The sequence below is a fragment of the Photobacterium sp. 1_MG-2023 genome (assembly GCF_030547945.1).
In the GTDB taxonomy this organism is placed as follows: Bacteria; Pseudomonadota; Gammaproteobacteria; order Enterobacterales; family Vibrionaceae; genus Photobacterium.
Genome location: NZ_JAUORR010000001.1, coordinates 1 through 22,163, shown reverse-complemented (window position 1 = coordinate 22,163; position 22,163 = coordinate 1). Strand labels below are relative to the sequence as shown.

The following is a 22,163-nucleotide window of genomic DNA, read 5'->3' as shown; positions in this document are numbered from 1 at the left end:
CATCCCGATTTTTGCGTGATTATCCGCTCCATATTCAGAGCGGTGATTGACCACACACTCAAGGAAACAAAAATGAAAAAAACACTAGCAGCGGCAATAATCTCCAGTATTTTTGCAAGTGGTGCGAGCTACGCAGCAAACATTTATCAGGGCGAAGATGGTAGTGAAGTTAATGTTTATGGCCGTCTGGGCTATAACATCACGGATAAAGACACCAACGCTGACGATACCAACGGTGAATTCGATGCACGTATCGGTCTGGGTGGTTCACAACCGATTAATGATCAGTTCTCTGTGATTGGCTGGGGTGAATATCAGGTTGGTGCTGCGGAAGGCGAAAACGCGGGTGGCGACAGCCTGACACCACGTTATGTCTGGGCAGGTATCGACGGTAAAGAGATGGGTAAAGTGACCGGGGGTCGTGTGGCTTCTGGCCTGATCATGTTTACCGACATTGTGGATGTGTTTGCGCTGTCTGATATTGCTGCTGCACGTCAGGTCAGCAGTGTTGATGATACGGCTGTTCAGGTTTTCCGTCAGGACGCGACCCTGCAATATCAGAACAGCTTTAACGGCCTGGATTTCTCGGCGGGTTATATCTTCGGAAACGATGATGTGAACGCGTTTAACGAAGTTCTGGACTACGGTATGAACGTTGCCGTTCGTTATAATCTGGACCTGGGTCAGGGCGGTAGCCTGGCACCTGTACTGGCTTATCAGTACAACGAAGATAAAGGCGGTAACGAGTACAACTTCTGGGGTATCGGTGCGACCTATAAAATTGGTCAATTCTCGCTGGGTGCGGAGTACTCAGAAGATGAGCTGGATACCGGTGCTGCGAACAAGAGTAAAGACGAAGTGTGGGAAGTCGTTGCAATCTATAACCTGAACGATGACTGGACACTGCGTGGTGGTTACCGCAATCTGGAAAACACCGATGGTGATGAACTGGAACTGAAAGACACCACGCTGGAAGCTCAATATCACCTGACCAGCCGCTCTTCACTGTTTACAAGCTATGTTTTCCGTGATGGTAAAAATGGCACGAGTGGTGGATTTGGCGGCGACGCTGATGAAGATTTCTACCAACTGGGTCTGCGTTACGAATTCTAAACAGAATATACCGAACAATCGATTCGATCAGGCCGGCGCATCAGCGCCGGCTTTTTTCTGATCTCAGCCGGTTATTGTCTGGCTTTGTAATCCGCTTTGTCGAGATTGTGTTTCTTCATTCTCAGGTACAGCTTCTTGCGGGGAATTTGCAGGTAGCCGGAAACCTCGTTGATGCGACCACTGAACAGGTAGAGCGCATCTTCAATCACTTGTTTCTCGTAGCTGTCGATCAGGTCATCCAGCGGGCTGCTCATCTGCTCCAGCGGCTGTGTTCGCTCCTGACCGGCCAGCTTCACGATGCCGATGGCGTAGAGTTCTGCGACATTGCGGAGCTCCAGAACATTGCCGCGCCAGTGATGGCGGTTCAGAGTATTGATATAGGCTTTATCAATCACAGGAACGCTTTTATTCAGTTTCTGGCAACTGGCTTTCAGGAAGTGTTTGAATAATGGCGTAATATCGGTTGCGCGCTGGCGGAGTGGTGGCGCAAGGAACCGCACCTGGCTGAGGAAATAGAACAGCTCCGGAACCAGTAACTCTTTTTCGACAGCAGCTTCGGCGGTGCCTTCCAGAATCGCCAGCACACGGACTTCACGTTTCCCCAATCGCTCTTGTTCCAGCAGGAAACGACATAGCCAGCGTTGTGTGTCGGCTGGCATGGCTGGCAGGTTATTGATACAAATACTGCCGCTGCGGGCATTGATCATGGCGCGCTGCAAATCAGGTGTGCGTTCGACTTTGGTGCCACACAGCTTAATCCACGGACCGTTGGCCAGATGACTGTTACTGTGCAGAAGCCGGGCAATGGTATGACGACCGGTACCACATTCCCCTTCGATCAGGACATCTTTGTTGTTATTGGCAGCCTGGCTGATCTGTTCCCGGAGTTTGATCATCAGCGGACTGTCGCCCAGCAGCTCATCGCTGGTGGTCTGCTGCAATCTTTTCCGGTGGGCAATCAGTTGTTTGCGTTTTGGCAGATGCTTTTCAAGCAGGGTGATCAGTGCTGCAGGTTGCAACGGCTTTTGCAGGAAATCGACCGCACCACTTTTGAGCGCGTCAACCGCCATCGGGATGTCACCGTGGCCCGTGATCATGATGACCGGCAAGCTGTTGTCCAGCGATTTGACTTGCTGTAAAACTTCTTTACCGCTGGTCACGGGCATATACATGTCGGTAATGACTACCCCCGGCCAGTCTTTGTGTAACTGTGCCAGTGCCTGCGCCGGATTCGTGGCAGTTCTTGCCCGGTATCCCGCAACTTCAAGCAGATGCTGATAGGCATCAACGACATCCTGATCGTCATCAATAATCAGCACTTCAATGTTATCGGAAATCGTCATACTTCTCTAACTCCAAAACAACCATAGCCCCTCCTTGCAATGTCGAAGCAAGGTAAATATTGCCGCCCAGCCTGTTCATAATCGAACGGCAAATGTTGAGCCCTAATCCCAGTCCGACATCTTTTGTGGTGGTAAAAGGGGTGAATAATTTTTCGATGATGTCTGGTGCAAACCCGCAGCCCGTGTCACTGACTGCAATTTGCAAAATTTGGTTATCCGCCGCGGAAGTCAGGAGGGCCACCTCAATCTCACGGCGTTCATGGCCTGCAACCGCATCGCAACTGTTCATGAACAGATTAACCAGCACCTGTTCAAACTGGACCGGATCTGCGGTCACCAGATACGGGCTGTTGATTTGGCAGATTAAGTGGGTTTGCTGCACTTTCAGTCGACTTTCAATGAGTTGCCGTGCCTGATTGATTGATTGCTGGACGTCGATTCCCTGCAGGGGACGGTTGGCCGACTGTTTTTTGGCGAAATTCCGCAGGCTGGAGATAATTCTTCCCATGCGCTCGGTCAGGCTTTCCATTTTGTCCAGACTTGCGGGTAATTGCGAATAGTTGTCTTTGCCAACAGCCATTTTTGTGGCGAATAAATGAGTCGACATGGCGGAAAGCGGCTGATTCAGTTCATGGGCCAGTGAGGTCATGGTCTGGCCGACAACCGCCATCTTGGCGGCCTGAATCAATTCGTCCTGCGTTGCGCGCAGATCGGATTCAATCCGTTTCCGGTCTTCAACTTCTGCTTTCAGCTGGAGGTTGCGCTTGGTGAGTGATTCTGTTTTTTCATGGACCATACTTTCGAGCCAGCGAGCCGCATTTTCCTGCTCCGTAATATCGGTCATGGTGATAATGACCTTGGCTTCCCGGCCCTGGTTAAACTGACGGAAATCCAGCCGCAGATAACCCTGTTCCTGATGGTTGGTATGGCGGATGGTCAGGCTGCACGCGCCATTGTTCTGCAGCGGACTGCCAGGCAGAAACAGGCTCTTCAGCCGGCTTTCCATGGCCGGTGGAAAAAGTGCCCAGAGCGTATGATCGGCCGGAATGGTGTCGGTGTGGAACAGGGCGAGGGCGCTGGGGTTGACCGATTCAATCACACCGGACAAATGACAGGTAATAATGCTGGCCTGTGTGTTATTGATCAGGTTCAGCGCATTGGTTTGCTGCATTTCCAGCATTTGCTGACGGAAGTGGCGCAGACTGTTTCCCAGCAGGCCGATTTCGTCATCGCCGTCGACCTGAATGGTGGCATTGAGATCGCCCTGAGCCACGGCATACAAGTCATGGCTCAGTTGGTTCAGCCGCGTCACGATCCCCCGGCTGACCAGATAGACGGATAACAGGACGGACAACGTAATCGCCAGCAAAACCACCCCCAGCAATAGGTAGCTGCTGATGATCACCGATTGGCGGGTATGGTCGTTTAACGTCAGCAGCGAGCTGTCTGCCTGTTCTACCATGGCCTGAATGAGTTCTTCCTGATAGTGCAGACGATTTCTGATGCGCTTGTCAAAATTCTGGATGAGTAGCTCTAATTGAGCCAGTTCCTGAAGCTGGAGTTCCAGTGGCCCGCTCGGCTGAACCAGTGTGATAATCTCATCCAGATGCTGTCGGAATGCGACAGTCGACGGATAATGGCTGAGCAGATCGCTCAGCGATTTTAACTGTTTGGTTTTATGGCCGATAAAATGGAACGCATTGACAATATCCCGGCTCTGATGCTGCAAAAAGATATCTTTGACCAGCTGATTTAATTCGTTTTCTTTCACCGTGATGGATTGCAGCAGCGCAAATTCGTTGATGGTTTCCCGGATGCGCTCGCCGTCCAGTTGCTGCGGGTCAAGCCGGGTCAATTGCCATTCCAGTTCATGCCGGATCGGAGCCAGCTCTTCCACAATATTTTGATGTAACCAGTTCAGGCGCGTTTCTGACTGGGCCATCGTGAGTATTGCATTGGCTCGCCGATTCAGCAGAACGGCGTAGGTCTGAATTTCACTGAGCAGGGTTTCGTGCTCGATTTTGAGCGCAGGATAAGACGACAGGCTGGCCGTATTCGAGATGGCCTGAGAGATCTGTTCTGCCTGTATTGTAATGGCCTGATTCAGCTCAGCATGCAGGACAGGATCTTCATTGGCACTGATTTGATGAAGCGTATCTTTCAGTGCGGCGGTGTGGCGTTCCAGATGATAGCTGGCCCGCAGGGTCGGCAGGTTTTTACTGACGATGGCGTCAATCTGATCATCCAGACTTTCCCAGGTGATCAGAGCAATCAGACTGACACCGATACTCAGAAAGGCCATCAGGCTGATTGCACTGATCAGTCGGTTGCCGATTGTTTTTCGTTTCAGCATTATGGCGTCTGCCTTTGAGCCATGAGAATTTCCTGAGACAAGAGAATCGATTTCTGGAGTTGCTGGCTCATGGTTTGCTGCAACTGTTCGAAGATCTGCGCTGCGGCTGCATCGTGGATCGGGTCATTCAAAGCCGTAAACCGTGGTGAACTTGCTTGTTCTGCATTAATCACCGGCGTGGAAGCCAGCGCGACCGCGAGTGCGAGTTGCGTTTGCTGGGAGTCGGATAAATCGCCGGACTGCCGGATTTCATGAATCAGTCGCCAGGCCTGGCTCAGTAAGGGCAATTGCTTACTGATGCTCAGGTCGAAGAGTTGTTGAACCAGCATGGCCCGCTGTTGCAACAAGAGATGATCTAACGGAAACGGGGAAACGCCAAAATCGGGTTGCTGATTGCGGCTCATCTTATAAAGAGGCGCTTCATGGATACGGGCCTGAATATCGTCAGAAAGCATGAATCGAACGAAGAGCTGGCCTGCCGGATCGTCGGCACTGCGATCCAGCGCAGCGATAAAACCGGGCAGGATCAAACTTTTCGGCTGATAGCGGAATTCAACAAAAGGAAACAGCGCTTGCTGGGCTTTGGCATAGCTGTCGATCACCAGGCCAATCCCGGCCTGACCGCTGGCAATGATGTTGCTGACTCTTTCACTGTTGGCGGTCACAGCATTGAGGTTGCCACCAACCTGAAGCAGGATTTGCCAGCCCTGATCCCAACCATGGCGTTGTAACAGGTTTTCAACCATTTGGTGGGTTGTGGTGGAGCGGGACGGGCTGCTCATGACGAGATGATCGTGATACAGCGCGTTTGACAGCATCTCCCATTGCTCTGGTGGGGGGAGCTGATGACGGTCCAGATAGCGTTGATTCCAGATCATACCGCAACCCGAATAGCCTAACACCGCCACTTGCTCTGTATCATGGATCCCGCGTTCAGCGATCATGTGGCGGACCGGAACCAGGGCGTTTTGCTCGGTCAGGGGCTGAAACAGCCGGGTCGAAGAAGAAAATACGACATCAATGCCGTGATTTGGCGTGGACAGTAAAGCCAGCCCGTCTGATTCCCGTCGCTGCAATACCTGAACATCCAACTGCGGGTGTTGCTGCCTGAAACTGTCGATACTGGGGGAGAGATGCGCCGGATTATAGGTGGTCAGGATCACGAGCTGATTCTTTTCAGTGGCACCCGCAAGGCCAGAGAAAAGCAACAGTGTTGAGAGAAGCCACTTGAACATGTCGTCGTATCCTTTCCAACGTCACAAGATAGATTATGCCGCCTGTCCCGAGATGGGCTGTTTCAGGCATAAGCTGTATCGTGTTTATGCGTTTATATACAAGTTATCGAAACCGGGAAACAGTTCTTTCCGTGAGCTGTTAACTGATTTATTAATATGCTACCGCTTTTCCCGGTGACCAGAGAAACTTTGGGATTAAATTGACCCAATTCTCCATGAATGTTGCTTTGGATCACATCAATCTATCAGAGTCCCGGATTTCACCAAGGGGAAAAGTGAAAAGAACTGTGTCAATAATATGACGGCTGGCTGACAAAAAGAAGCATGCAGGTTTCAGGTGATGTTGATTGCTGCCAGATGACAGCCAGAGCTGCCACCTGATTCAGTACGGGAGAGGGGCTTTTGTCTGGGGTTAAGCGTTGAGGATCTGCTGAATTTCTGTCGCAGATAAATGATATTGTCTCGGGCATTTTTGCCATACCGTCAGCATACGGCGGTATTTGCTTTGCATCGGAACATGACTGTTGAACTGGTGCTCGGATGGCAGGAAGCCTGGATACAGATGTTCAATCTGAGTCAGAAAACGAACATAATGCATTTGCTGAGGTTCGCTTTGGGCATCAAAGCCGAGAAATAGCAGGCGCCGGCTGTCAATCTCATGATTGTTCAGCTGTTTCTGTGATTCCTGCATCGCATGATGCATTTCCATCACATTGATGATTTCTTTACACTCTGCTTCAGAAAGTGCGCCAAAGTCTTTGTCGAGTTCCCGTAACTGTAAACCGTAGCCACGCTCGACAATGGTTTGCAGCCGCTGATACTTGGCCGCGTGATCCGGCTCTAACTGAGCCATTAAGCGGTATTGGTTAGACAGAATGAGACGTTGTGCGTTTGTCATTTCCATAGCGGTGTCCTGCAATGTTTTTACTGAAGTAGCCGGTTGCTCGGAAGCTGCCCGGATATTCAGCATAGCAGGATGACCACAGCAACTTTTGATCTGACCGGGTATTCTTATTCAGTTTTTTATCAGATTGTCTTGGCGGCATCTCTGCCCGGTGAATCGCGAAACGATGCCGCATTCGAATTCAATAAAGGAAGCAGCAATGACAGGTCTCCACTGGGGCGGGTGGGCCGTTTGGCTCATCATTCTTCTCTTCACTTATCCAAAAGAGTTTTACCCGAAGTTCAGGCAGGAAAGAGATTATCAGCATCTGGTGCTGGGATCGGCCGTGGCGCTGTTTGTCCTCTGGAGCCTGAGAGCAGGGCTGGTAGATGGATTACAGGTCCATTTTCTGGCGTTAACGGTGCTGGCCTTGTCTCACGGCTGGCGCATTGCTATCTGGATCAGCGTGATCCCAAGTTTGTTGCTGGCTGCTTTTGGTCTGGTGGACTGGCAGGATCTGGGCATGATGAACCTGACGGGGGTTATTGCGCCCGCGATGATCAGTTACGGTATTTTCCTGCTGAGTTACCGGTTTCTGAACCGACATTTGTTTGTTTACATCTTTGTCGCGGCATTTTTCAACGGCGCATTATCACAAGTGGTCTATATGCTGCTGACCGGGGGATGGGTGTGGCTGGAAGGAGACTTCAGCGGTCAGTATATCGTGGATAATTTCCTGATACTGATCCCGTTGCTGCTCTTCCCGGAGGGGTTGCTCAATGGCATGGCAACGACGCTCTTGGTCGTCTACAAACCCGAGTGGGTCAGGACGTTTTACGAGCGGGATTATATCTACAACAGGGATAAGTAACAGCAACAGTGCAGGCGGGCATTTCAGAAGCATTGCGCTCCCGCCTGCATCGTCGCAATGCGAGTCACGATGATAGTCAGGGTCTTCCCTTCTCTCTGCACCGACATCAGTACATCACATTGGGGTGATATTCCGATAAGATCGCTTTCACCTTTTCCATCACCTCTTTCGACGGCGGTTTCACGCCTTCCAGCGGATAGTCGTAGCCCATGGCTTCCCATTTATGGGCCCCGAGCTGGTGGTAAGGCAGTAACTCAATTTTTTCGATGTTATCCATGTCCTTGATGAATTCGCCCAGCAAGCGGACTGAGGTTTCATTGTCGGTAAAACCGGGAACAATGACATGACGAATCCAGGTTTTCTGACCGATTTGATGCAGGTATCGGGCAAAGTCGAGGATGCGTTTATTCGGCACTCCCACCAAATCGTGGTGAATGTCGTCGTCGATTTGTTTGAGATCGAGTAAGACGAGGTCAGTCACTTCCAGTAATTCATCAATCACTTCGGTGTGTTTACGCACATAACCGTTGGTATCCAGACAGGTGTGAATGTTCTCGGCTTTGGCGGCGCGGAAGAAATCGCGAATGAATTCAGGTTGCAGGACGGCCTCACCGCCGGATGCGGTTACTCCGCCGCCGGATGCGTTCATGAAATGCCGGTAAGACAGTGCCTCTTTCATCAGTGCTTCGACCGTGATTTCCTGTCCGCCTTCCAGATCCCAGGTATCCCGGTTATGACAATACTGGCAGCGCAGCAGGCAGCCTTGCATAAAGACAATGAACCGGATTCCCGGACCATCAACGGTGCCACAGGACTCGAATGAATGAATGCGGCCTTTTACGGACATATGCGCGCTCCAGAACAAGTATGACGAAGGGGCTTTTTGATGATAATCCCCGCGGCTCAGGAAGTCGCGGGGATTTTGGATGGCCGGACAGCAGACTGCCCGGCATGGGTGTTACAGCGAGTCAGTGAAGGTACGTGCAATGACGTCCTGCTGCTGTTCTGTGGTCAGTGAGTTGAAGCGGACCGCATAACCAGACACGCGAATGGTCAGTTGCGGATATTTTTCCGGGTGCTTCACGGCATCTTCCAGTGTGTCTCGGTTGAGCACATTCACGTTGAGATGCTGTCCCCCTTCAATGCCACGCTCGTGATGGAAGTAACCATCCATCAGACCTGCCAGATTCGCCCGGCGGGTATCATCCGATTTACCCAGTGCGTTCGGCACAATCGAGAAGGTATAAGAAATACCGTCTTTGGCGTGCGCAAACGGCAGTTTACCGACGGACGTGAGCGAGGCAACAGCCCCTTTCTCATCCCGGCCATGCATTGGGTTCGCCCCCGGTGCAAATGGCTGGCCTGCTCGGCGACCATCCGGCGTGTTCCCGGTTTTCTTCCCGTACACCACGTTGGAGGTAATGGTCAGAATCGATTGGGTTGGCACGGCATTCCGGTACGTTTTCAGCTGGCGGATCTTGTTCATGAAACGCTCAACCAGGTCGCAGGCAATGTCATCGACACGGGCATCGTTGTTACCGAACTTCGGATAATCCCCCTCGATCTCGAAGTCGGTGGCAATGCCGTTTTCGTCACGCACTGGCTTCACTTTGGCATACTTGATGGCCGACAGGGAATCTGCGGCAACAGACAAACCGGCAATCCCGCATGCCATGGTCCGGCGCACATCTCTGTCATGCAGGGCCATCAGTGCAGCTTCATAGCTGTACTTGTCGTGCATGTAGTGGATAGAGTTCAGCGCGGTGACGTATTGTTTCGCCAGCCAGTCCATGAAGGAATCCAGGCTGGTCATCACTTTGTCGTAATCCAGTACGTCCTCTGTCATTGGCGCAGAAGCCGGACCCACCTGAATTTTCAGTTTCTCGTCGACACCTCCGTTGATTGCGTACAGTAGTGTTTTCGCCAGATTGGCGCGGGCGCCGAAAAACTGCATATGTTTCCCCACGACCATAGGCGAGACACAGCAAGCGATAGCGTAGTCATCCGACTCGAAATCCGCACGCATCAGATCGTCGTTTTCATACTGAATGGATGAAGTGTCGATCGACACTTTCGCACAGTATTTCTTAAAGCCGATCGGCAATTGCTCAGACCAGAGAACCGTGATGTTCGGCTCAGGGCTCGGGCCCATAGTATAGAGGGTGTTCAGGAAGCGGAAGCTGGTTTTCGATACCAGTGTCCGGCCATCCACGCCCATACCACCAATGGATTCTGTCGCCCAGATAGGGTCGCCGGAGAACAGCTCATCATATTCCGGAGTCCGCAGGAAGCGAACCATACGCAGTTTCATGACGAAATGGTCGATCATTTCCTGCGCCTGTTCTTCGGTAATGATGCCGGCTTTCAGATCCCGCTCGATGTAAATATCAAGGAAGGTTGATGTCCGGCCCAGCGACATCGCGGCACCATTTTGTGATTTCACTGCGGCCAGATAACCGAAGTAAGTCCACTGAATCGCTTCCTGTGCGTTTTCTGCCGGACGGGAAATGTCGAAGCCGTATTTGGCTGCCATTTCTTTCATCTGAGCCAGAGCGCGGTGCTGCTCAGCGATTTCTTCACGGAGCTGCATCGTCATGTGCAGATCTTCGCCATTTTCAAATTGCGCCTGCAGCGATGTGAATTGCGCCAGTTTGTCTGCCATCAGGCGATCAATGCCGTACAGGGCCACGCGGCGGTAATCCCCGATGATACGGCCACGGCCATAGGCATCCGGCAGACCGGTCAGCACACCGGATTTCCGGCACTTCATGATGTCCGGGGTATAGATATCAAACACACCCTGATTATGCGTTTTGCGGTATTCGGTGAAGATTTTCTTCACTTGCGGATCCAGCTCGCGGTCATAGGCTTTGCAGGAGCTTTCCACCATCCGGATCCCGCCGTTCGGGATAATGGCACGCTTCAGCGGCGCTTCAGTCTGCAAACCGACAATGGTTTCCAGCGCCTGATCGATATAGCCGGCATCGTGGGCAGTGATGGTTGAGATCACTGAGGTATCGAAATCAACAGGGGCATGGGTTGCGTTCTCCTGTTTGATGCCTTCCATGACCTTGTCCCACAACTGTTGGGTTGCAGCCGTTCCTTCACTCACCAGAAATGCTTCATCGCCCTCATAAGGGGTGTAGTTGTTCTGAATGAAATCACGAACGTTGACTGCGCTTTGCCATTCACCACCGGTGAAGCTTTCCCAAGCTTTTGCAAATTGCTCTGCCATATTATACCTACCTGTTATTCGTCAGTAGAAAGTGTTCCAGGTGCTGCCTTTGTCGCGCAGCGTCTGCATATGTAACCTTTTTCACCATCCAGTGCTTTGATGTGCCGCACCCAATGGTTTGAATCTCAATTTCTTGCCGCTTATCCCAGCAAGGCCGGAATGCCGGGAATCATGCCAACAGCCAGCATGGCGCCCAGACACACCAGTAAGGTCAGGCCGGGAATGATCAGCCGGTCGGCCAGAGTCAGGTGATTCGGGCGGTCTTTGTCCCCAATCAGGCCGTTGTTATCCAGCAGCATGGTTACTGCCCAGCCAAAGACCGGATTCACGGCCATGGAGGCAAAGATACAGATCCCCGCCGACTGGCTGGATTTCGAATCTTTCACCATCTGCATTCCGGCTTCGAGCAGGGGCAGGAAAACACCGGCCAGCAGCGCGATAGTCATGACCGGCGGCCAGATCGCGATATCCATCGGATATCCGATAATCGCCACCACAATACAGATGCTGCCCAGTAAAATCGCACCTGCCGGAATCGGGCGTTTGGCAATTGCGGCCGGGATCATATAGGTGCCCCAGGACGAAGTGACATTACCGCCGCCAAATGCAGCCCCGACAATCTGGCGAACAGAGCAGCCGGTCATGGTGTCGTCGACATCCATCAGGACCTTGTCGGTTTTCTCAGGGTAGTTCATTTCCTGAAAAATTCGGTGGCCCAGAAAATCAGGCGACCACATCGCAACTGCCAGCAGTGCAAAAGGCAGGGATGCAATGAAGTGTTCAACCGTCGGCAGGCCCAGCTTCCAGCCAGTTTCAGTGGATCCCCACCAGTACGCCGGGTTCAGGTTTGGCAGGCCCGGTGTGGTGTGGAACTCAAACGGCGCGCCCAAAAGCGCAGCAATGATACCGCCAGTGACCGCGCAGACCGGAATTGCCAGCCAGCGTTTCCCAATCCGGGCAAGAAAAGCATAGAGCACAATGCTGACAAAGAGGATCAGCGCTGCGATATAACCCATATTGATCTCGCTGCCCCAGCTCAGCAGGCTTTTGATTTGCCCGGTTGACCCCACAAATCCCAGGAAAATCAGGAGTCCCCCGGCCACCCCATCGCTGGTCAGTTTCACCAGACGGGAGCCGCCTTTACAGAGACTGAGCGCCAATCCGAATCCGCCAAGCAGGATGGCCAGTGCCAGCGGGTGACCCCCGGCGGCGGCAATCATCCCGATCATCGGAATCATCGGGCCGTGATTCCCGGCCAGATTGGCTCGCGGATTCAGAAACCCCGAAACCAGAATGCAAAACAGTGAAGCGGAAACCAGCATTTCCACCCGCACGTTTTCCACCACGAATTCAGGGCCGAGACCGAAGGCTGCGGCATAGGCAGACATCACGGCGGAATACATGGCGATAATGCCGATCGTCCCGGCAACGGCGGGTACCAGATCTTCCCATTCGAACCGGAAATCACGGCCGGGCAGATTCAGTCCCCAACGGCGGGGTTTCATGATCTGCAGCTCATGATCCAGATAACGGCTCCGGTTCGGGAAAGCACTGGCAGGTTTGTGGTGGGCCGAATAGCTATCGGTTTCCACTTCGGTATGGACGTCACCGTATTGAATGTTTGATGACATAAGGGCCTCGTTCTACAAGTCAGGAATTCTTTCAACTGCACCTTTCATCGGGCCTGAATCCGGTGCGGATGCTGATGGAGCATCGAATAATGATTATGGGGTTAGTTTACGCGTGCGCCGTGCAGGCAAAATTGATCCTGATCATCAGCCATTCCGAAATGAAGGAAAACTACATCAACAACGCGTCTATCAGAGACGCGAAAAGGGTTTTTTAGAATTTACTGTAATTAAATTACGAAATTTTCGGGGGGAGAGAGAATGAAGGCCACTCATCAGAAGACGTGAAAACGTTTTCAATCGGAGTCAACTCAGGTCTCGGGCCTGATTTCTGCAAGCGTCGTCAAGTTATGGCGAATTTTCTTTGCCCTGCTGGCTTACATGAACAGTTAGAGAATCTGCATGTTTTTCCATTTTGACCGGACCGGAATCATGCCGTGGGCAAGTGTGGCGGCGAATTTTTGCATCGGCCTTCTTGCGACAGAAGATGGTGAATCTCTGTCATTCTGTCGTTCACTGAATTTCATGGTTCCCGATGGTGACTCCCTGTCCCGCATTCATTTATCGGTTCAGCACGGGCATTTCAGGCATTCGCACTGAGTAAAAGTGTGATTTAATCGTATGAAACTGGTTTTTTATTTGTTTTGTATGCGTTTTTATTGCGTCTGCGAAATAATCGTTTGTCGCGATTTAATGATTAAATATGCGATTTTTTCATCTTATAATGCTAAAATTCGAAAGTTAACAAAATGTTGTCATTGTGGGTTTGTGGTGATACCTTCGACAAAGGGCTGGCAAAACAGACTATCTCACTGCAAAGACAGGGTGAAAGCCGGAAATCGCAGAATAGCGACTAACCCGCTGATAAAAAGATAGTGTTGAGTCGTGTTGGGCGTCAGGCCAAACCGGGTCTTCAGCTTCCAGATATTGATCAACGCATTTCGGATGTTGGCATCATGTGAACGATGCTGATGGCGACGGTTCTGTCGTCGTGCATAACCGTTCGCGGGGGCAGTATTCAATCCATTCAGCCAGTTTTGCATGGTTTGATTCATCGCAACGCTGGGTTTGACAAAGCAACAGGAGACAAAGCGCATGACAGATGCAGTAGCGCTTGAAGTAAAGGAATTACATAAATCTTTTGGCCAGAACGAAGTGCTGAAAGGGATCTCACTGACGGCGCACCGTGGGGATGTGATCTCCATTATTGGATCTTCAGGTTCAGGTAAAAGTACATTTCTTCGCTGTATCAACCTGTTGGAAACGCCAACCCAGGGAGAAATCTGGGTGAATGGTGAACTCATTAAAATGAAAAATAATCGCCGGGGTGAGTTTTTACCGGTTGATGAACGTCAGGTACAGCGGATTCGCTCCCGGCTGGCCATGGTTTTTCAGGGCTTTAACCTGTGGTCGCACATGACCGTGCTGGGCAATGTGATTGAAGCGCCGGTTCACGTTTTGGGGGTTCCCAAAGCCGAAGCGATTGAAAAAGCAGAAGCATTACTGAAGAAAGTCGGTTTGTATGAAAGACGTCATTATTATCCGGGCCATTTGTCTGGCGGTCAGCAGCAGCGTGCTGCTATTGCCCGTGCATTGGCGGTGGATCCGGAAGTGATGCTGTTTGATGAACCTACCTCTGCACTGGATCCGGAACTGGTTGGGGAAGTACTTGGCGTCATGCAGGATTTGGCGCAGGAAGGCCGGACCATGCTGGTGGTGACACATGAAATGGCATTTGCCCGGGATGTGTCCAATCAGGTGATGTTTTTGCATCAGGGGCTGGTGGAAGAGCAGGGTGAGCCATCTAAATTGTTCCAAAACCCGGATTCAGAAAGATTAAAACAATTTATTTCTTCGATTTACTAAACTTAGGCTTGAGTTTTTCTCTGGCCCAACAATGAACGACGTTGCCCATACTACAACTTCGGTTCACGTATAAAGACTTGTATCGTGAATTGCAAATACAACAGGAGTAAGACAATGAAAAAATGGATTTTGGCCGCCGCAGTCGTTTCCGCTCTGGGTGCCACTTCGGTGCAGGCAAAAGAGTGGAAAGAGATTCGCTTTGGCATTGAAGGCGCCTATCCTCCATTCAGCTGGACAGAGCCAAGTGGCGAGCTGAAAGGCTTCGACGTCGATATGGCGAATGCTCTGTGTGAAGAGCTGCAGGCAAAATGTAAGATCGTAGCCCAGGACTGGGATGGCATTATTCCGTCACTGCTGGCGCGTAAGTACGATGCCATCATCGCTGCAATGTCAATTACGGACGAGCGGAAGAAGAAAGTCGACTTCACCGGCAAGTACGCGCTGATTCCGAACAAATATGTGGCCAAAAAAGGCACCGAAATTGACTTCAGCAAAGAAGGTCTGAAAGGTGTGAAGATTGGTGTTCAGCGTGCAACCACGCATGATAAATACCTGACAGATAACTATGGCGATGCAGTTGAAATCGTTCGTTACGGTTCTTTTGATGACGCTTATCTGGATCTGAAAGCGGGCCGTATTGCTGCCGTACTGGGTGATGCTTCTGCACTGGAAGAGGGATTGCTGAACAAAGATGGCGGTGATGGCTATGAGTTCATTGGTCCTTCGCTGACGGATCCGAAATGGTTCGGCGAAGGTTTCGGCATCGCAACCCGGAAGCAAGATAAAGACCTGACCGAGAAGCTGGACAAAGCCATTCTGTCGCTGCGTGACAAAGGCGTTTACAAGCAAATTCAGGATAAATACTTCACTTACGACGTATACGGTGAGTAATACCAATCGCAGTAAATATCTGGTCATCCAAGCTTGTTCAAATGCTTGATAACGGCGTTAGATTTTTTGATTGTAGAATGACTACTTATCTAAAAAATCTGCCTTGCTCTCAAACATTTTTCCTGCGCTATTTTTGACCATTGATTTACTTTGATTGGCATAAGTTCTGAACTTTACCGAGACATCGTCCGTCTCCCGGTAAAGCGATGGACCATTCAGAGTGCCGGTATCTCCGGCACTCTTCAGCCATCGCAACTCTTTGCAGTTTAAAGGAGTGACCCCTTGCTGGATTTAAAAGGATATGAATGGTCGCTGGTGGAAGGCGCATGGGTAACCTTACAGGTTGCGCTGTTGTCTTTAATACTGGCGATGGTGCTGGGCATGTTAGGTGCGCTGGCAAAACTGTCCCGATATCGTGTTGCCAGACTGACGGCGACCACCTATACCACGGTGATCCGCGGCATCCCGGATCTGGTGCTCATGATGCTGATCTTCTTTGGCGGCCAGGTGCTGCTGAACAACAGTCTCTATGGCGTCAATGAGTGGCTGAATCATTACTTCTCAGCGTCTGACCCCAATCATGAATGGACTTCCTATCTGCCGGATTATATTGAAGTCAGCCCTTTCATCGCAGGGATCCTGACTATCGGATTCATTTTTGGTGCTTATATGGCTGAAACCTTCCGTGGCGCGATCATGGCGGTGGACAAAGGTGAACTGGAAGCGGCGAAAGCCTACGGCATGAGCAGCGCGATGTCTTTCCGCCGCGTGTTGCTGCCGCAAATGATTCGTCATGCTTTGCCTGGTTTTGGCAATAACTGGCTGGTCCTGCTGAAGACCACGGCACTGGTTTCTATCATCGGCCTGGATGATATGGTCCGCAAAGGTTCACTGGCAGCGGGCACGACTCAGATGCCGTTTACCTTCTATATGGCGATTGCCGTGCTGTTTTTGGTGTTTACCTCGCTTTCTACTTCGGTGCTGAAGTGGGCAGAGCGTCGGTTCAGTATCCATACGAGGTAAGACATGGATTTTAGTATTCTGACGGAAAGCTGGCAGCTGTATCTGCAAGGGTTTTACACCACACTTTGGATGGTGTCTCTGGCGCTGGTCATTGGCCTGGTGGTCGCCATTCCGATGGGGGTTGCACGGAACAGCAAGAACCCGGCGATTTATGGTCCGGCCTGGGCGTACATTTATTTTTTCCGGGGCACCCCGCTATTGGTTCAGCTGTATCTGATTTATTACGGCATCAGCCAGTTTATGAGTGTGCAGGGCACCTTATGGGAAGAAGCCTGGTTCTGTGCGCTGGTTGCCTTTGTGTTAAACACCGCTGCGTATACTGCGGAAATTGTTCGCGGTTCGATCAACAGCATGCCGAAAGGGGAAGTGGAAGCCGCGAAAGCCTATGGTATGAGCCACTGGCAGGCGTTCAGCCGGATTATTCTGCCCAGTTCACTGCGTCGTGCATTACCTGCTTACAGTAACGAAGTGATCTTTATGATTCACGGCTCTGCTGTGGCCGGGATTGTCACCATCGTCGATCTGACCGGTGCCGCCCGGATTGTAAACTCCCGCTATTATGCGCCGTTTGAGTCCTTCCTGTTTGCTGGCTTGTGCTACATGGTCCTGACGTTCACAGTGATCTGGACATTCCGGAAGCTTGAGGGCAGATACCTGCGCCACATGAAAGCATTAAGCTGAATCCTTACCAATGAGAAATCCCGGCCTGTCCGGGATTTTTTTTGCCTGCTGAATGGTCAGGCAGGCGCTGCCAGAAAAGACAGTATGACTTGCAAGACTTGGGCTACAGGGAAGCAGCAACGGGGGAGGGACACAACGGAAATGATGACGGCAATGGCTTCCAAACGTTATGACTTTGTCTGGAATCAAAGCCGGTGCCTCAGGCACCGGCTCTATTTTTGTTGTAAGTGACCGATCAGACGGCCACGTGTTCGTAAAGAGTGATACCCGTCAAAGCAGCCACTTCATCAATGTACTGGCGAATCCGTGGTGGAAAAGTCAGTCCTTTCACAACCGTGAGATTCCGCAGCGTCGGGAACAGATTCACATCATCCAGGCTGAGCTGGTTGTTGCGCTCAGACGGCAAGGTCAGCCAGTCGAGTTCAGCCAGTAAGTGCGACATCGTTTCAATATGAGCCGCGCTGTTGGCATAGGCTTCCGCAAAGCTTTGCCCCATTGCGGCTGATTTATTGCCTTCAAACCAGTCTTTCGCTTCCTGACACTGGAACTCAGGTAAATCAATCATGAGCCAGCGCGGATAGACCAGACGGCTGTTTGCAGGGCGTGCGGCGGCGGTCCAGGCGGCAATTTGCTCTGAATGCCGGGCTTCAGTCAGACGAGGCGTGCCATCCTGCGTATCCAGATAGTGAGCAATATCCAGGCTTTCAGCCATATAGCTGCCATCCGGTTTCTGAAGAATCGGCACCATGTTGGCACCCACTTTATCGATCCGTGCCTGCACATCATGGTTCTGCAAATAAACCAGCTCGATGTCAGACTGTTTCAGACCGGCGACCATCATGGCCTTGATGCAATACGGGCAGTGATCAAAAACGAAGAGTTTCATGTTCGGACCTCGGTTGGACAAACAGCCCCGGCTTGCGGGGCTGTGAGGAGATTATACCAATCGCAGTAAATAACTGGTCATCCTAGCTTGCTAAAATATTCGAGAACTTCGTTAGATTTTTTGATTGTAGAATCACTACTTATCTAAAAAATCCGCCTTGTTCTCAAACATTTTCCCGGCGCTATTTCTGATCATTGACTTACTTTGATTGGTATTAGGATTCGCTGAAGACAGACCAGATAGGCGCATGATCGGACGGTTTTTCAATCCCGCGCAGCTCATAATCGATCCCGGCTTCCTGACAGCGTGCTGCCAGCGAAGGCGTCGCCAGAACGACATCAATGCGCAGGCCGCGGTTATCGTCAAAGCCTTTGGAGCGGTAATCAAACCACGAGAACTGGTCATCTGCGGTTGGGTGCAGTTGACGGAAGGTATCAACAAAGCCCCAGTCCATCAGTTTTTTCAGCCAGTCGCGTTCAATCGGCTGGAAAGAACATTTGCCGGTTTTCAGCCAGCGCTTGGCATTCTGTTCACCAATACCGATATCCAGATCGATCGGGCTGATGTTGATGTCACCCATGACGATCACTGCTTCATCGGCGCTGTGGTGGGTTTCAAGGTAGGTCATCAGATCGGCATAGAATTTTTCTTTCGCCGGGAATTTCACTTCGTGACTGATGTTTTCACCCTGCGGGAAATAGCCGTTCAGGATAGTGACAGGAGTTCCGTCGGCCTGCTCGAAAGTCGCCATGATCATCCGGCGCTGGGCATCTTCGTCATCGGTCGGGAAACCTTTCCGGACATGGACCGGCTCCTGCTTGCACAGCATCGCCACGCCGTAATGACCTTTCTGGCCGTGGTGATAGACCTTGTATCCCATGGCTTCCACATCAGCCAGTGGGAAAGCTTCATCATGTACTTTGATTTCCTGCAGGCCAATGACATCGGGCTGATGCTTGTCGATGACGGCTTGCAGTTGATGGAGTCTTGCTCTTAATCCATTGATATTAAAGGAAATGACTTTCATTTTTCTTCTGTTCTGTCGGCATGTGATGTGCGGTCATCCTAGCATAGTTGGATTGCGGAGCGTAAGCACCGAAACCGGATGTTCGAATATCTTGACGATCTCTGCCGGATTTTATGCGCCGACTGCGAAACAGGTCTTGCCTATAATCCAGTTCAGGTTGAAAAAATGCTGAGGTAACGATGGGAAAGCTGATTCAGGGTGTCTGGCACGATGTCTGGTACGACACAGAAAAAAGTGACGGGAAATTCGTTCGTGAAGATGCAGGATTTCGCCATTGGCTGACTGCGGATGGCCGTGAAGGGCCAGACGGACAGAAAGGATTTCCGGCTGAATCCGGTCGTTATCATCTGTATGTGTCGCTGGCCTGTCCGTGGGCCCATCGCACACTGATCCTCCGGAAACTCAAAGGCCTGGAATCACATATCGGGGTGAGTGTGGTTAGTCCGGAAATGCTGGAACATGGCTGGGAATTTAATCAGCCTGAGCCGCTGTATGGCTTTTCTTATATGCACCAGCTTTATTCCAAAGCCAAAGCGGATTACACCGGACGGGTCACGGTGCCCGTATTGTGGGATAAGCAGACTCAGACGATTGTGAGTAATGAATCTTCGGAAATTATCCGGATGCTGAACACCGCGTTCAATGCGATCACCCGCAATCAGGACGACTACTACCCGCAGGCGCTTCAGTCGGAAATCGATCAGTGGAATGATTTTATCTACCCACATATCAATAACGGCGTGTACCGCTGCGGTTTTGCAACCACACAGGCCGCTTATGAGACGGCATTCACCGACTTGTTCAGTGCGCTGGATAAAGTCGATGCCCATCTGGCAAACCACCGCTATCTGGCGGGCAGTCAAATCACAGAAGCAGACTGGCGGTTATTTACAACGCTGATCCGGTTTGATGCGGTTTATGTCGGACACTTCAAATGTAACCGGCAGCGTATTGCCGATTATCCGAATTTGCAGGGCTATCTGAAATCCCTGTATCAGGTGCCGGGCGTGGCAGAGACAGTCGATTTTTATCATATCAAGCGCCATTACTATTTCAGCCATCAGATGATCAATCCAACGGGTGTGGTTCCGGCAGGCCCAGTGCTGGATCTGGATTCTCCGCACGGACGCGATGCCAGCCGTTTCTAGTGCAATAGCGGGGCCCAGGTCTGAATCCGGACCGGGCCCAGTTCCCGACGCAGCGATCGGTATTGGCCGCTTCTGAACTGGCTTTCAGGCAAGTGGCTGATTTGCCCTCTTAACAGCGTGCGCCATTGGCTCAGGAGGGGGGGCAGCGGCATAGTACTGACGGCAGCAAGCTGCCGTGTGAAATCGCACTGAAATGCTGACTGTGGTATTCGGAGCAGGCAATCGATCTTGCCCAGATTCGCCTCAGTGCAGTCCGGGTAATCACGCAAGATTGCTTCAAACTGCAGCAGAGCCTGAGCAGGCTGAGACTGACAGGCCGATTGTGCGGCCCTGAGCGCAGACTCCAGTTTGCGAAGCGCTTCAAAGGCACAGTGGTTTTCCCGCAGAGCCTGCATTCTCAGCTGGCTGTGGCCATCGAAACGGTCTCTGTGCTTCAGCACCTGACAAATGTCGGCGATCAGGCCGGTTTCCCCGAGTTGTAACAGTAAAGGAAGGGCCTCAGCCAGAATCACGGACGGCAGTTTGTTGAGGCAGCCAAAGTAACCGGACAAACCCAGCATCAAACGGCGTTTGGCTTTCAGCGTTGCGCCCTGAGCCAGCAGCAGCCGGGCATCCATGATCTGCCGGAAAGCATTCAGAAAGGGCCGCTGCGCCGGTAAGACCCGATGATGCGCACGCTCGGTGATTTGATGGAGCTTGTGCCTGAGCTGGCGACGCACTTTCGCTTCAGGCTGGCTGAAGTAATGCTGTTCGAATGCAGCACAGTACTCCGCCAGACAGATAATCCATCCGACATCAATGATTGGCAGATGAGTCGCCAGTGTCATCCCGGCCTGAATCAATGGCTCGCCCTGTCCTGTCTTTGCCGCCAGTTGGGCGAGCTTCAGGGCACGATGGCTGGCGGCGGGATTGAGTTTGAGTGCCCGGTTTGCCGTGAGCATTGCCTCATGATACTGGCCGGTATCGGACTGATAGCTGGCCAGGAGATCCAAGGCGTCCAGACACATGGGTGATTTCTCTACCAGCCGGCGGAGCAATTGAATCGCACTGTGTTTGTCCGTGGTGTGGGCGAGCAGACGAGCTTCGGCCAGCGCCACTTTTGCCGAGGGGTGATAGGTCTGAAACAGCGCGATATAGCGTTTCGCCTGTGCCCAATCCTCTTTGTCGAGCAGCATATCCAGCAGCAGACTTTCCAGCTGATAATCCGGTCCGTGTTTGAGCAGCTGTTCTTTACAGTAGCGAATCCCCTCATCAAAGCCTTTTTCACTCACCTGATGATACACCGGTTGCCGTGCCTGACTGTTGCGCCAGGCTTGAGTGAGTTTTTCCTGCAGGGAGCGGAGTGGCATCGGCAAGGTCATGAATGCATCCGGTTCGACCGCCAATGCACTTAATACCACACGGGCACTGGCATCCGCAGAAAAGATCACCAGACCGCAATCCGCACTGAGCAGTTGTTTTTTGCGCAGCAGACTGATCAGTTCGCTGCCGTTCAGCGTGTGATCGAGATGATAATCCACCAGAATCAGCTGGTATGCCGCCTGCTGGCATTGGCTGATGGCCTCGCGGTAGTTGGAGGCTGTATCAATGTGGCGAATCCCGAATCGCAGCAGCATGCTTTTCATAAAGCTTTGTGCGCTGTGTTGATCATCAATCACCAGAACACGCAGTTTTGGCCACGGCGGGGAGGTGAGATTGATACTTTGGACTTTGTCAGGCATACCGCTGTCCTCTTCAACCCTGATGATCTGATCAATGAGATTTTTGTTTGAGTTTAGCCTTTTTTTGTGGCGGATTTTTGAGAAGCGGTGTCTCGGGTCATGAAGATCGCTGAACGTCGCAGAAGTGAGATAGGGCGGTTTGCAGGCAATAAAAAAGCCAGTGCAATGCACTGGCTGAAAAAATGGTGGAGGGAGAAGGATTCGAACCTTCGAAGGCGGAGCCGTCAGATTTACAGTCTGATCCCTTTGGCCACTCGGG

19 protein-coding genes are annotated in these 22,163 nt (G+C 51.6%); 8 read left to right on the top strand and 11 right to left on the bottom strand.

From position 1 onward, the window contains the following. The first annotated feature begins 72 nt into the window (after positions 1 to 72). Positions 73 to 1,113 carry a porin gene (locus Q4579_RS00095; protein WP_303560699.1) on the top strand — a complete coding sequence of 347 codons (1,041 nt, stop codon included), beginning with the start codon at positions 73 to 75 and terminating at the stop codon, positions 1,111 to 1,113. Positions 1,114 to 1,184: 71 nt separating this feature from the next. On the opposite strand, the gene Q4579_RS00090 is transcribed toward Q4579_RS00095, so the two are convergent. From Q4579_RS00090 to Q4579_RS00075, 4 genes are all read right to left on the bottom strand, one after another. Continuing rightward, positions 1,185 to 2,456, bottom strand: coding sequence for a sigma-54 dependent transcriptional regulator (locus tag Q4579_RS00090; protein WP_303560697.1), 1,272 nt, complete (start codon positions 2,454 to 2,456; stop codon positions 1,185 to 1,187). Beyond that, positions 2,440 to 4,809 carry an ATP-binding protein gene (locus Q4579_RS00085; RefSeq protein ID WP_303560695.1) on the bottom strand — a complete coding sequence of 790 codons (2,370 nt, stop codon included), beginning with the start codon at positions 4,807 to 4,809 and terminating at the stop codon, positions 2,440 to 2,442. The genes Q4579_RS00090 and Q4579_RS00085 overlap by 17 nt, the downstream gene beginning before the upstream one ends. Beyond that, positions 4,809 to 6,044, bottom strand: coding sequence for an ABC transporter substrate-binding protein (locus Q4579_RS00080; RefSeq protein WP_303560693.1), 1,236 nt, complete (start codon positions 6,042 to 6,044; stop codon positions 4,809 to 4,811). Before Q4579_RS00080 ends, Q4579_RS00085 begins: the two co-directional genes overlap by 1 nt. A 412-nt stretch (positions 6,045 to 6,456) precedes the next feature. Continuing rightward, complete coding sequence (locus Q4579_RS00075) at positions 6,457 to 6,948, bottom strand: YfbU family protein (protein ID WP_303560692.1); 492 nt, start codon at positions 6,946 to 6,948, stop codon at positions 6,457 to 6,459. 199 nt (positions 6,949 to 7,147) lie between these two features. Here Q4579_RS00075 and Q4579_RS00070 point away from each other — a divergent pair, with 199 nt between their 5' ends. Beyond that, a complete protein-coding gene (locus tag Q4579_RS00070; RefSeq protein WP_303560690.1) occupies positions 7,148 to 7,798 on the top strand; it encodes an energy-coupling factor ABC transporter permease in 651 nt (216 codons plus the stop codon). 106 nt (positions 7,799 to 7,904) lie between these two features. On the opposite strand, the gene pflA is transcribed toward Q4579_RS00070, so the two are convergent. The 3 genes from pflA to Q4579_RS00055 all read right to left on the bottom strand — a co-directional run bounded on the left by pflA (position 7,905) and on the right by Q4579_RS00055 (position 12,664). Beyond that, complete coding sequence (gene pflA, locus Q4579_RS00065) at positions 7,905 to 8,645, bottom strand: pyruvate formate lyase 1-activating protein (protein WP_303560688.1); 741 nt, start codon at positions 8,643 to 8,645, stop codon at positions 7,905 to 7,907. Positions 8,646 to 8,756: 111 nt separating this feature from the next. Then, positions 8,757 to 11,033, bottom strand: a complete 2,277-nt coding sequence (gene pflB, locus Q4579_RS00060) for a formate C-acetyltransferase (RefSeq protein WP_303560686.1) — start codon at positions 11,031 to 11,033, stop codon at positions 8,757 to 8,759. A 140-nt stretch (positions 11,034 to 11,173) separates the two neighbouring features. Further along, positions 11,174 to 12,664: a DUF3360 family protein gene (locus tag Q4579_RS00055; RefSeq protein WP_303560684.1), complete on the bottom strand. Its 1,491-nt coding sequence runs from the start codon at positions 12,662 to 12,664 to the stop codon at positions 11,174 to 11,176. On the opposite strand from Q4579_RS00055, the gene Q4579_RS00050 reads away from it, so the two are divergent. Next, a complete protein-coding gene (locus Q4579_RS00050; RefSeq protein WP_303560683.1) occupies positions 12,651 to 12,926 on the top strand; it encodes a hypothetical protein in 276 nt (91 codons plus the stop codon). The genes Q4579_RS00055 and Q4579_RS00050 overlap by 14 nt on opposite strands. 544 nt (positions 12,927 to 13,470) lie before the next feature. On the opposite strand, the gene Q4579_RS00045 is transcribed toward Q4579_RS00050, so the two are convergent. Continuing rightward, on the bottom strand, positions 13,471 to 13,704 hold the full coding sequence (locus tag Q4579_RS00045; RefSeq protein WP_303560682.1) for a hypothetical protein: 234 nt from the start codon (positions 13,702 to 13,704) through the stop codon (positions 13,471 to 13,473). 52 nt (positions 13,705 to 13,756) lie between these two features. Here Q4579_RS00045 and Q4579_RS00040 point away from each other — a divergent pair, with 52 nt between their 5' ends. From Q4579_RS00040 to Q4579_RS00025, 4 genes are all read left to right on the top strand, one after another. Further along, positions 13,757 to 14,527: an ABC transporter ATP-binding protein gene (locus Q4579_RS00040; protein WP_303560681.1), complete on the top strand. Its 771-nt coding sequence runs from the start codon at positions 13,757 to 13,759 to the stop codon at positions 14,525 to 14,527. A 114-nt stretch (positions 14,528 to 14,641) separates the two neighbouring features. Next, on the top strand, positions 14,642 to 15,418 hold the full coding sequence (locus tag Q4579_RS00035) for an ABC transporter substrate-binding protein (protein ID WP_303560680.1): 777 nt from the start codon (positions 14,642 to 14,644) through the stop codon (positions 15,416 to 15,418). Positions 15,419 to 15,700: 282 nt separating this feature from the next. Continuing rightward, positions 15,701 to 16,441 (top strand): ABC transporter permease, encoded by a 741-nt coding sequence (locus tag Q4579_RS00030; protein WP_303560679.1) that lies wholly within the window; start codon positions 15,701 to 15,703, stop codon positions 16,439 to 16,441. 3 nt (positions 16,442 to 16,444) lie between these two features. Then, positions 16,445 to 17,122, top strand: a complete 678-nt coding sequence (locus Q4579_RS00025) for an ABC transporter permease (RefSeq protein ID WP_303560678.1) — start codon at positions 16,445 to 16,447, stop codon at positions 17,120 to 17,122. A gap of 235 nt (positions 17,123 to 17,357) precedes the next feature. Here the strand turns inward: Q4579_RS00025 and grxB are convergent, their stop codons facing one another. Both grxB and xthA read right to left on the bottom strand, forming a co-directional pair. Further along, entirely contained in the window at positions 17,358 to 18,008 is a 651-nt protein-coding gene (gene grxB, locus Q4579_RS00020) for a glutaredoxin 2 (protein ID WP_303560677.1), read from the bottom strand. Between the two features lie 214 nt (positions 18,009 to 18,222). Then, the gene (xthA, locus tag Q4579_RS00015) at positions 18,223 to 19,035 is read right to left on the bottom strand and encodes an exodeoxyribonuclease III (protein ID WP_303560675.1); all 813 of its coding nucleotides are present in this window, start codon (positions 19,033 to 19,035) and stop codon (positions 18,223 to 18,225) included. 179 nt (positions 19,036 to 19,214) lie between these two features. On the opposite strand from xthA, the gene Q4579_RS00010 reads away from it, so the two are divergent. Continuing rightward, positions 19,215 to 20,183 (top strand): glutathione S-transferase family protein, encoded by a 969-nt coding sequence (locus Q4579_RS00010; protein WP_303560674.1) that lies wholly within the window; start codon positions 19,215 to 19,217, stop codon positions 20,181 to 20,183. Here Q4579_RS00010 and Q4579_RS00005 read toward each other — a convergent pair. Further along, positions 20,180 to 21,904: a response regulator gene (locus Q4579_RS00005; RefSeq protein WP_303560671.1), complete on the bottom strand. Its 1,725-nt coding sequence runs from the start codon at positions 21,902 to 21,904 to the stop codon at positions 20,180 to 20,182. The genes Q4579_RS00010 and Q4579_RS00005 overlap by 4 nt on opposite strands. Between the last annotated feature and the right edge of the window lie 259 nt (positions 21,905 to 22,163).

Excerpts from the sequence above, each read along its gene's own strand:
- Q4579_RS00095 (WP_303560699.1), top strand. The coding sequence starts at position 73 with ATGAAAAAAACACTAGCAGCGGCAATAATCTCCAGTATTTTTGCAAGT.
- Q4579_RS00090 (WP_303560697.1), bottom strand. The coding sequence starts at position 2,456 with ATGACGATTTCCGATAACATTGAAGTGCTGATTATTGATGACGATCAG.
- Q4579_RS00085 (WP_303560695.1), bottom strand. The coding sequence starts at position 4,809 with ATGCTGAAACGAAAAACAATCGGCAACCGACTGATCAGTGCAATCAGC.
- Q4579_RS00080 (WP_303560693.1), bottom strand. The coding sequence starts at position 6,044 with ATGTTCAAGTGGCTTCTCTCAACACTGTTGCTTTTCTCTGGCCTTGCG.
- Q4579_RS00075 (WP_303560692.1), bottom strand. The coding sequence starts at position 6,948 with ATGGAAATGACAAACGCACAACGTCTCATTCTGTCTAACCAATACCGC.
- Q4579_RS00070 (WP_303560690.1), top strand. The coding sequence starts at position 7,148 with ATGACAGGTCTCCACTGGGGCGGGTGGGCCGTTTGGCTCATCATTCTT.
- pflA (WP_303560688.1), bottom strand. The coding sequence starts at position 8,645 with ATGTCCGTAAAAGGCCGCATTCATTCATTCGAGTCCTGTGGCACCGTT.
- pflB (WP_303560686.1), bottom strand. The coding sequence starts at position 11,033 with ATGGCAGAGCAATTTGCAAAAGCTTGGGAAAGCTTCACCGGTGGTGAA.
- Q4579_RS00050 (WP_303560683.1), top strand. The coding sequence starts at position 12,651 with ATGTTTGATGACATAAGGGCCTCGTTCTACAAGTCAGGAATTCTTTCA.
- Q4579_RS00055 (WP_303560684.1), bottom strand. The coding sequence starts at position 12,664 with ATGTCATCAAACATTCAATACGGTGACGTCCATACCGAAGTGGAAACC.
- Q4579_RS00045 (WP_303560682.1), bottom strand. The coding sequence starts at position 13,704 with ATGCAAAACTGGCTGAATGGATTGAATACTGCCCCCGCGAACGGTTAT.
- Q4579_RS00040 (WP_303560681.1), top strand. The coding sequence starts at position 13,757 with ATGACAGATGCAGTAGCGCTTGAAGTAAAGGAATTACATAAATCTTTT.
- Q4579_RS00035 (WP_303560680.1), top strand. The coding sequence starts at position 14,642 with ATGAAAAAATGGATTTTGGCCGCCGCAGTCGTTTCCGCTCTGGGTGCC.
- Q4579_RS00025 (WP_303560678.1), top strand. The coding sequence starts at position 16,445 with ATGGATTTTAGTATTCTGACGGAAAGCTGGCAGCTGTATCTGCAAGGG.
- grxB (WP_303560677.1), bottom strand. The coding sequence starts at position 18,008 with ATGAAACTCTTCGTTTTTGATCACTGCCCGTATTGCATCAAGGCCATG.
- xthA (WP_303560675.1), bottom strand. The coding sequence starts at position 19,035 with ATGAAAGTCATTTCCTTTAATATCAATGGATTAAGAGCAAGACTCCAT.
- Q4579_RS00010 (WP_303560674.1), top strand. The coding sequence starts at position 19,215 with ATGGGAAAGCTGATTCAGGGTGTCTGGCACGATGTCTGGTACGACACA.
- Q4579_RS00005 (WP_303560671.1), bottom strand. The coding sequence starts at position 21,904 with ATGCCTGACAAAGTCCAAAGTATCAATCTCACCTCCCCGCCGTGGCCA.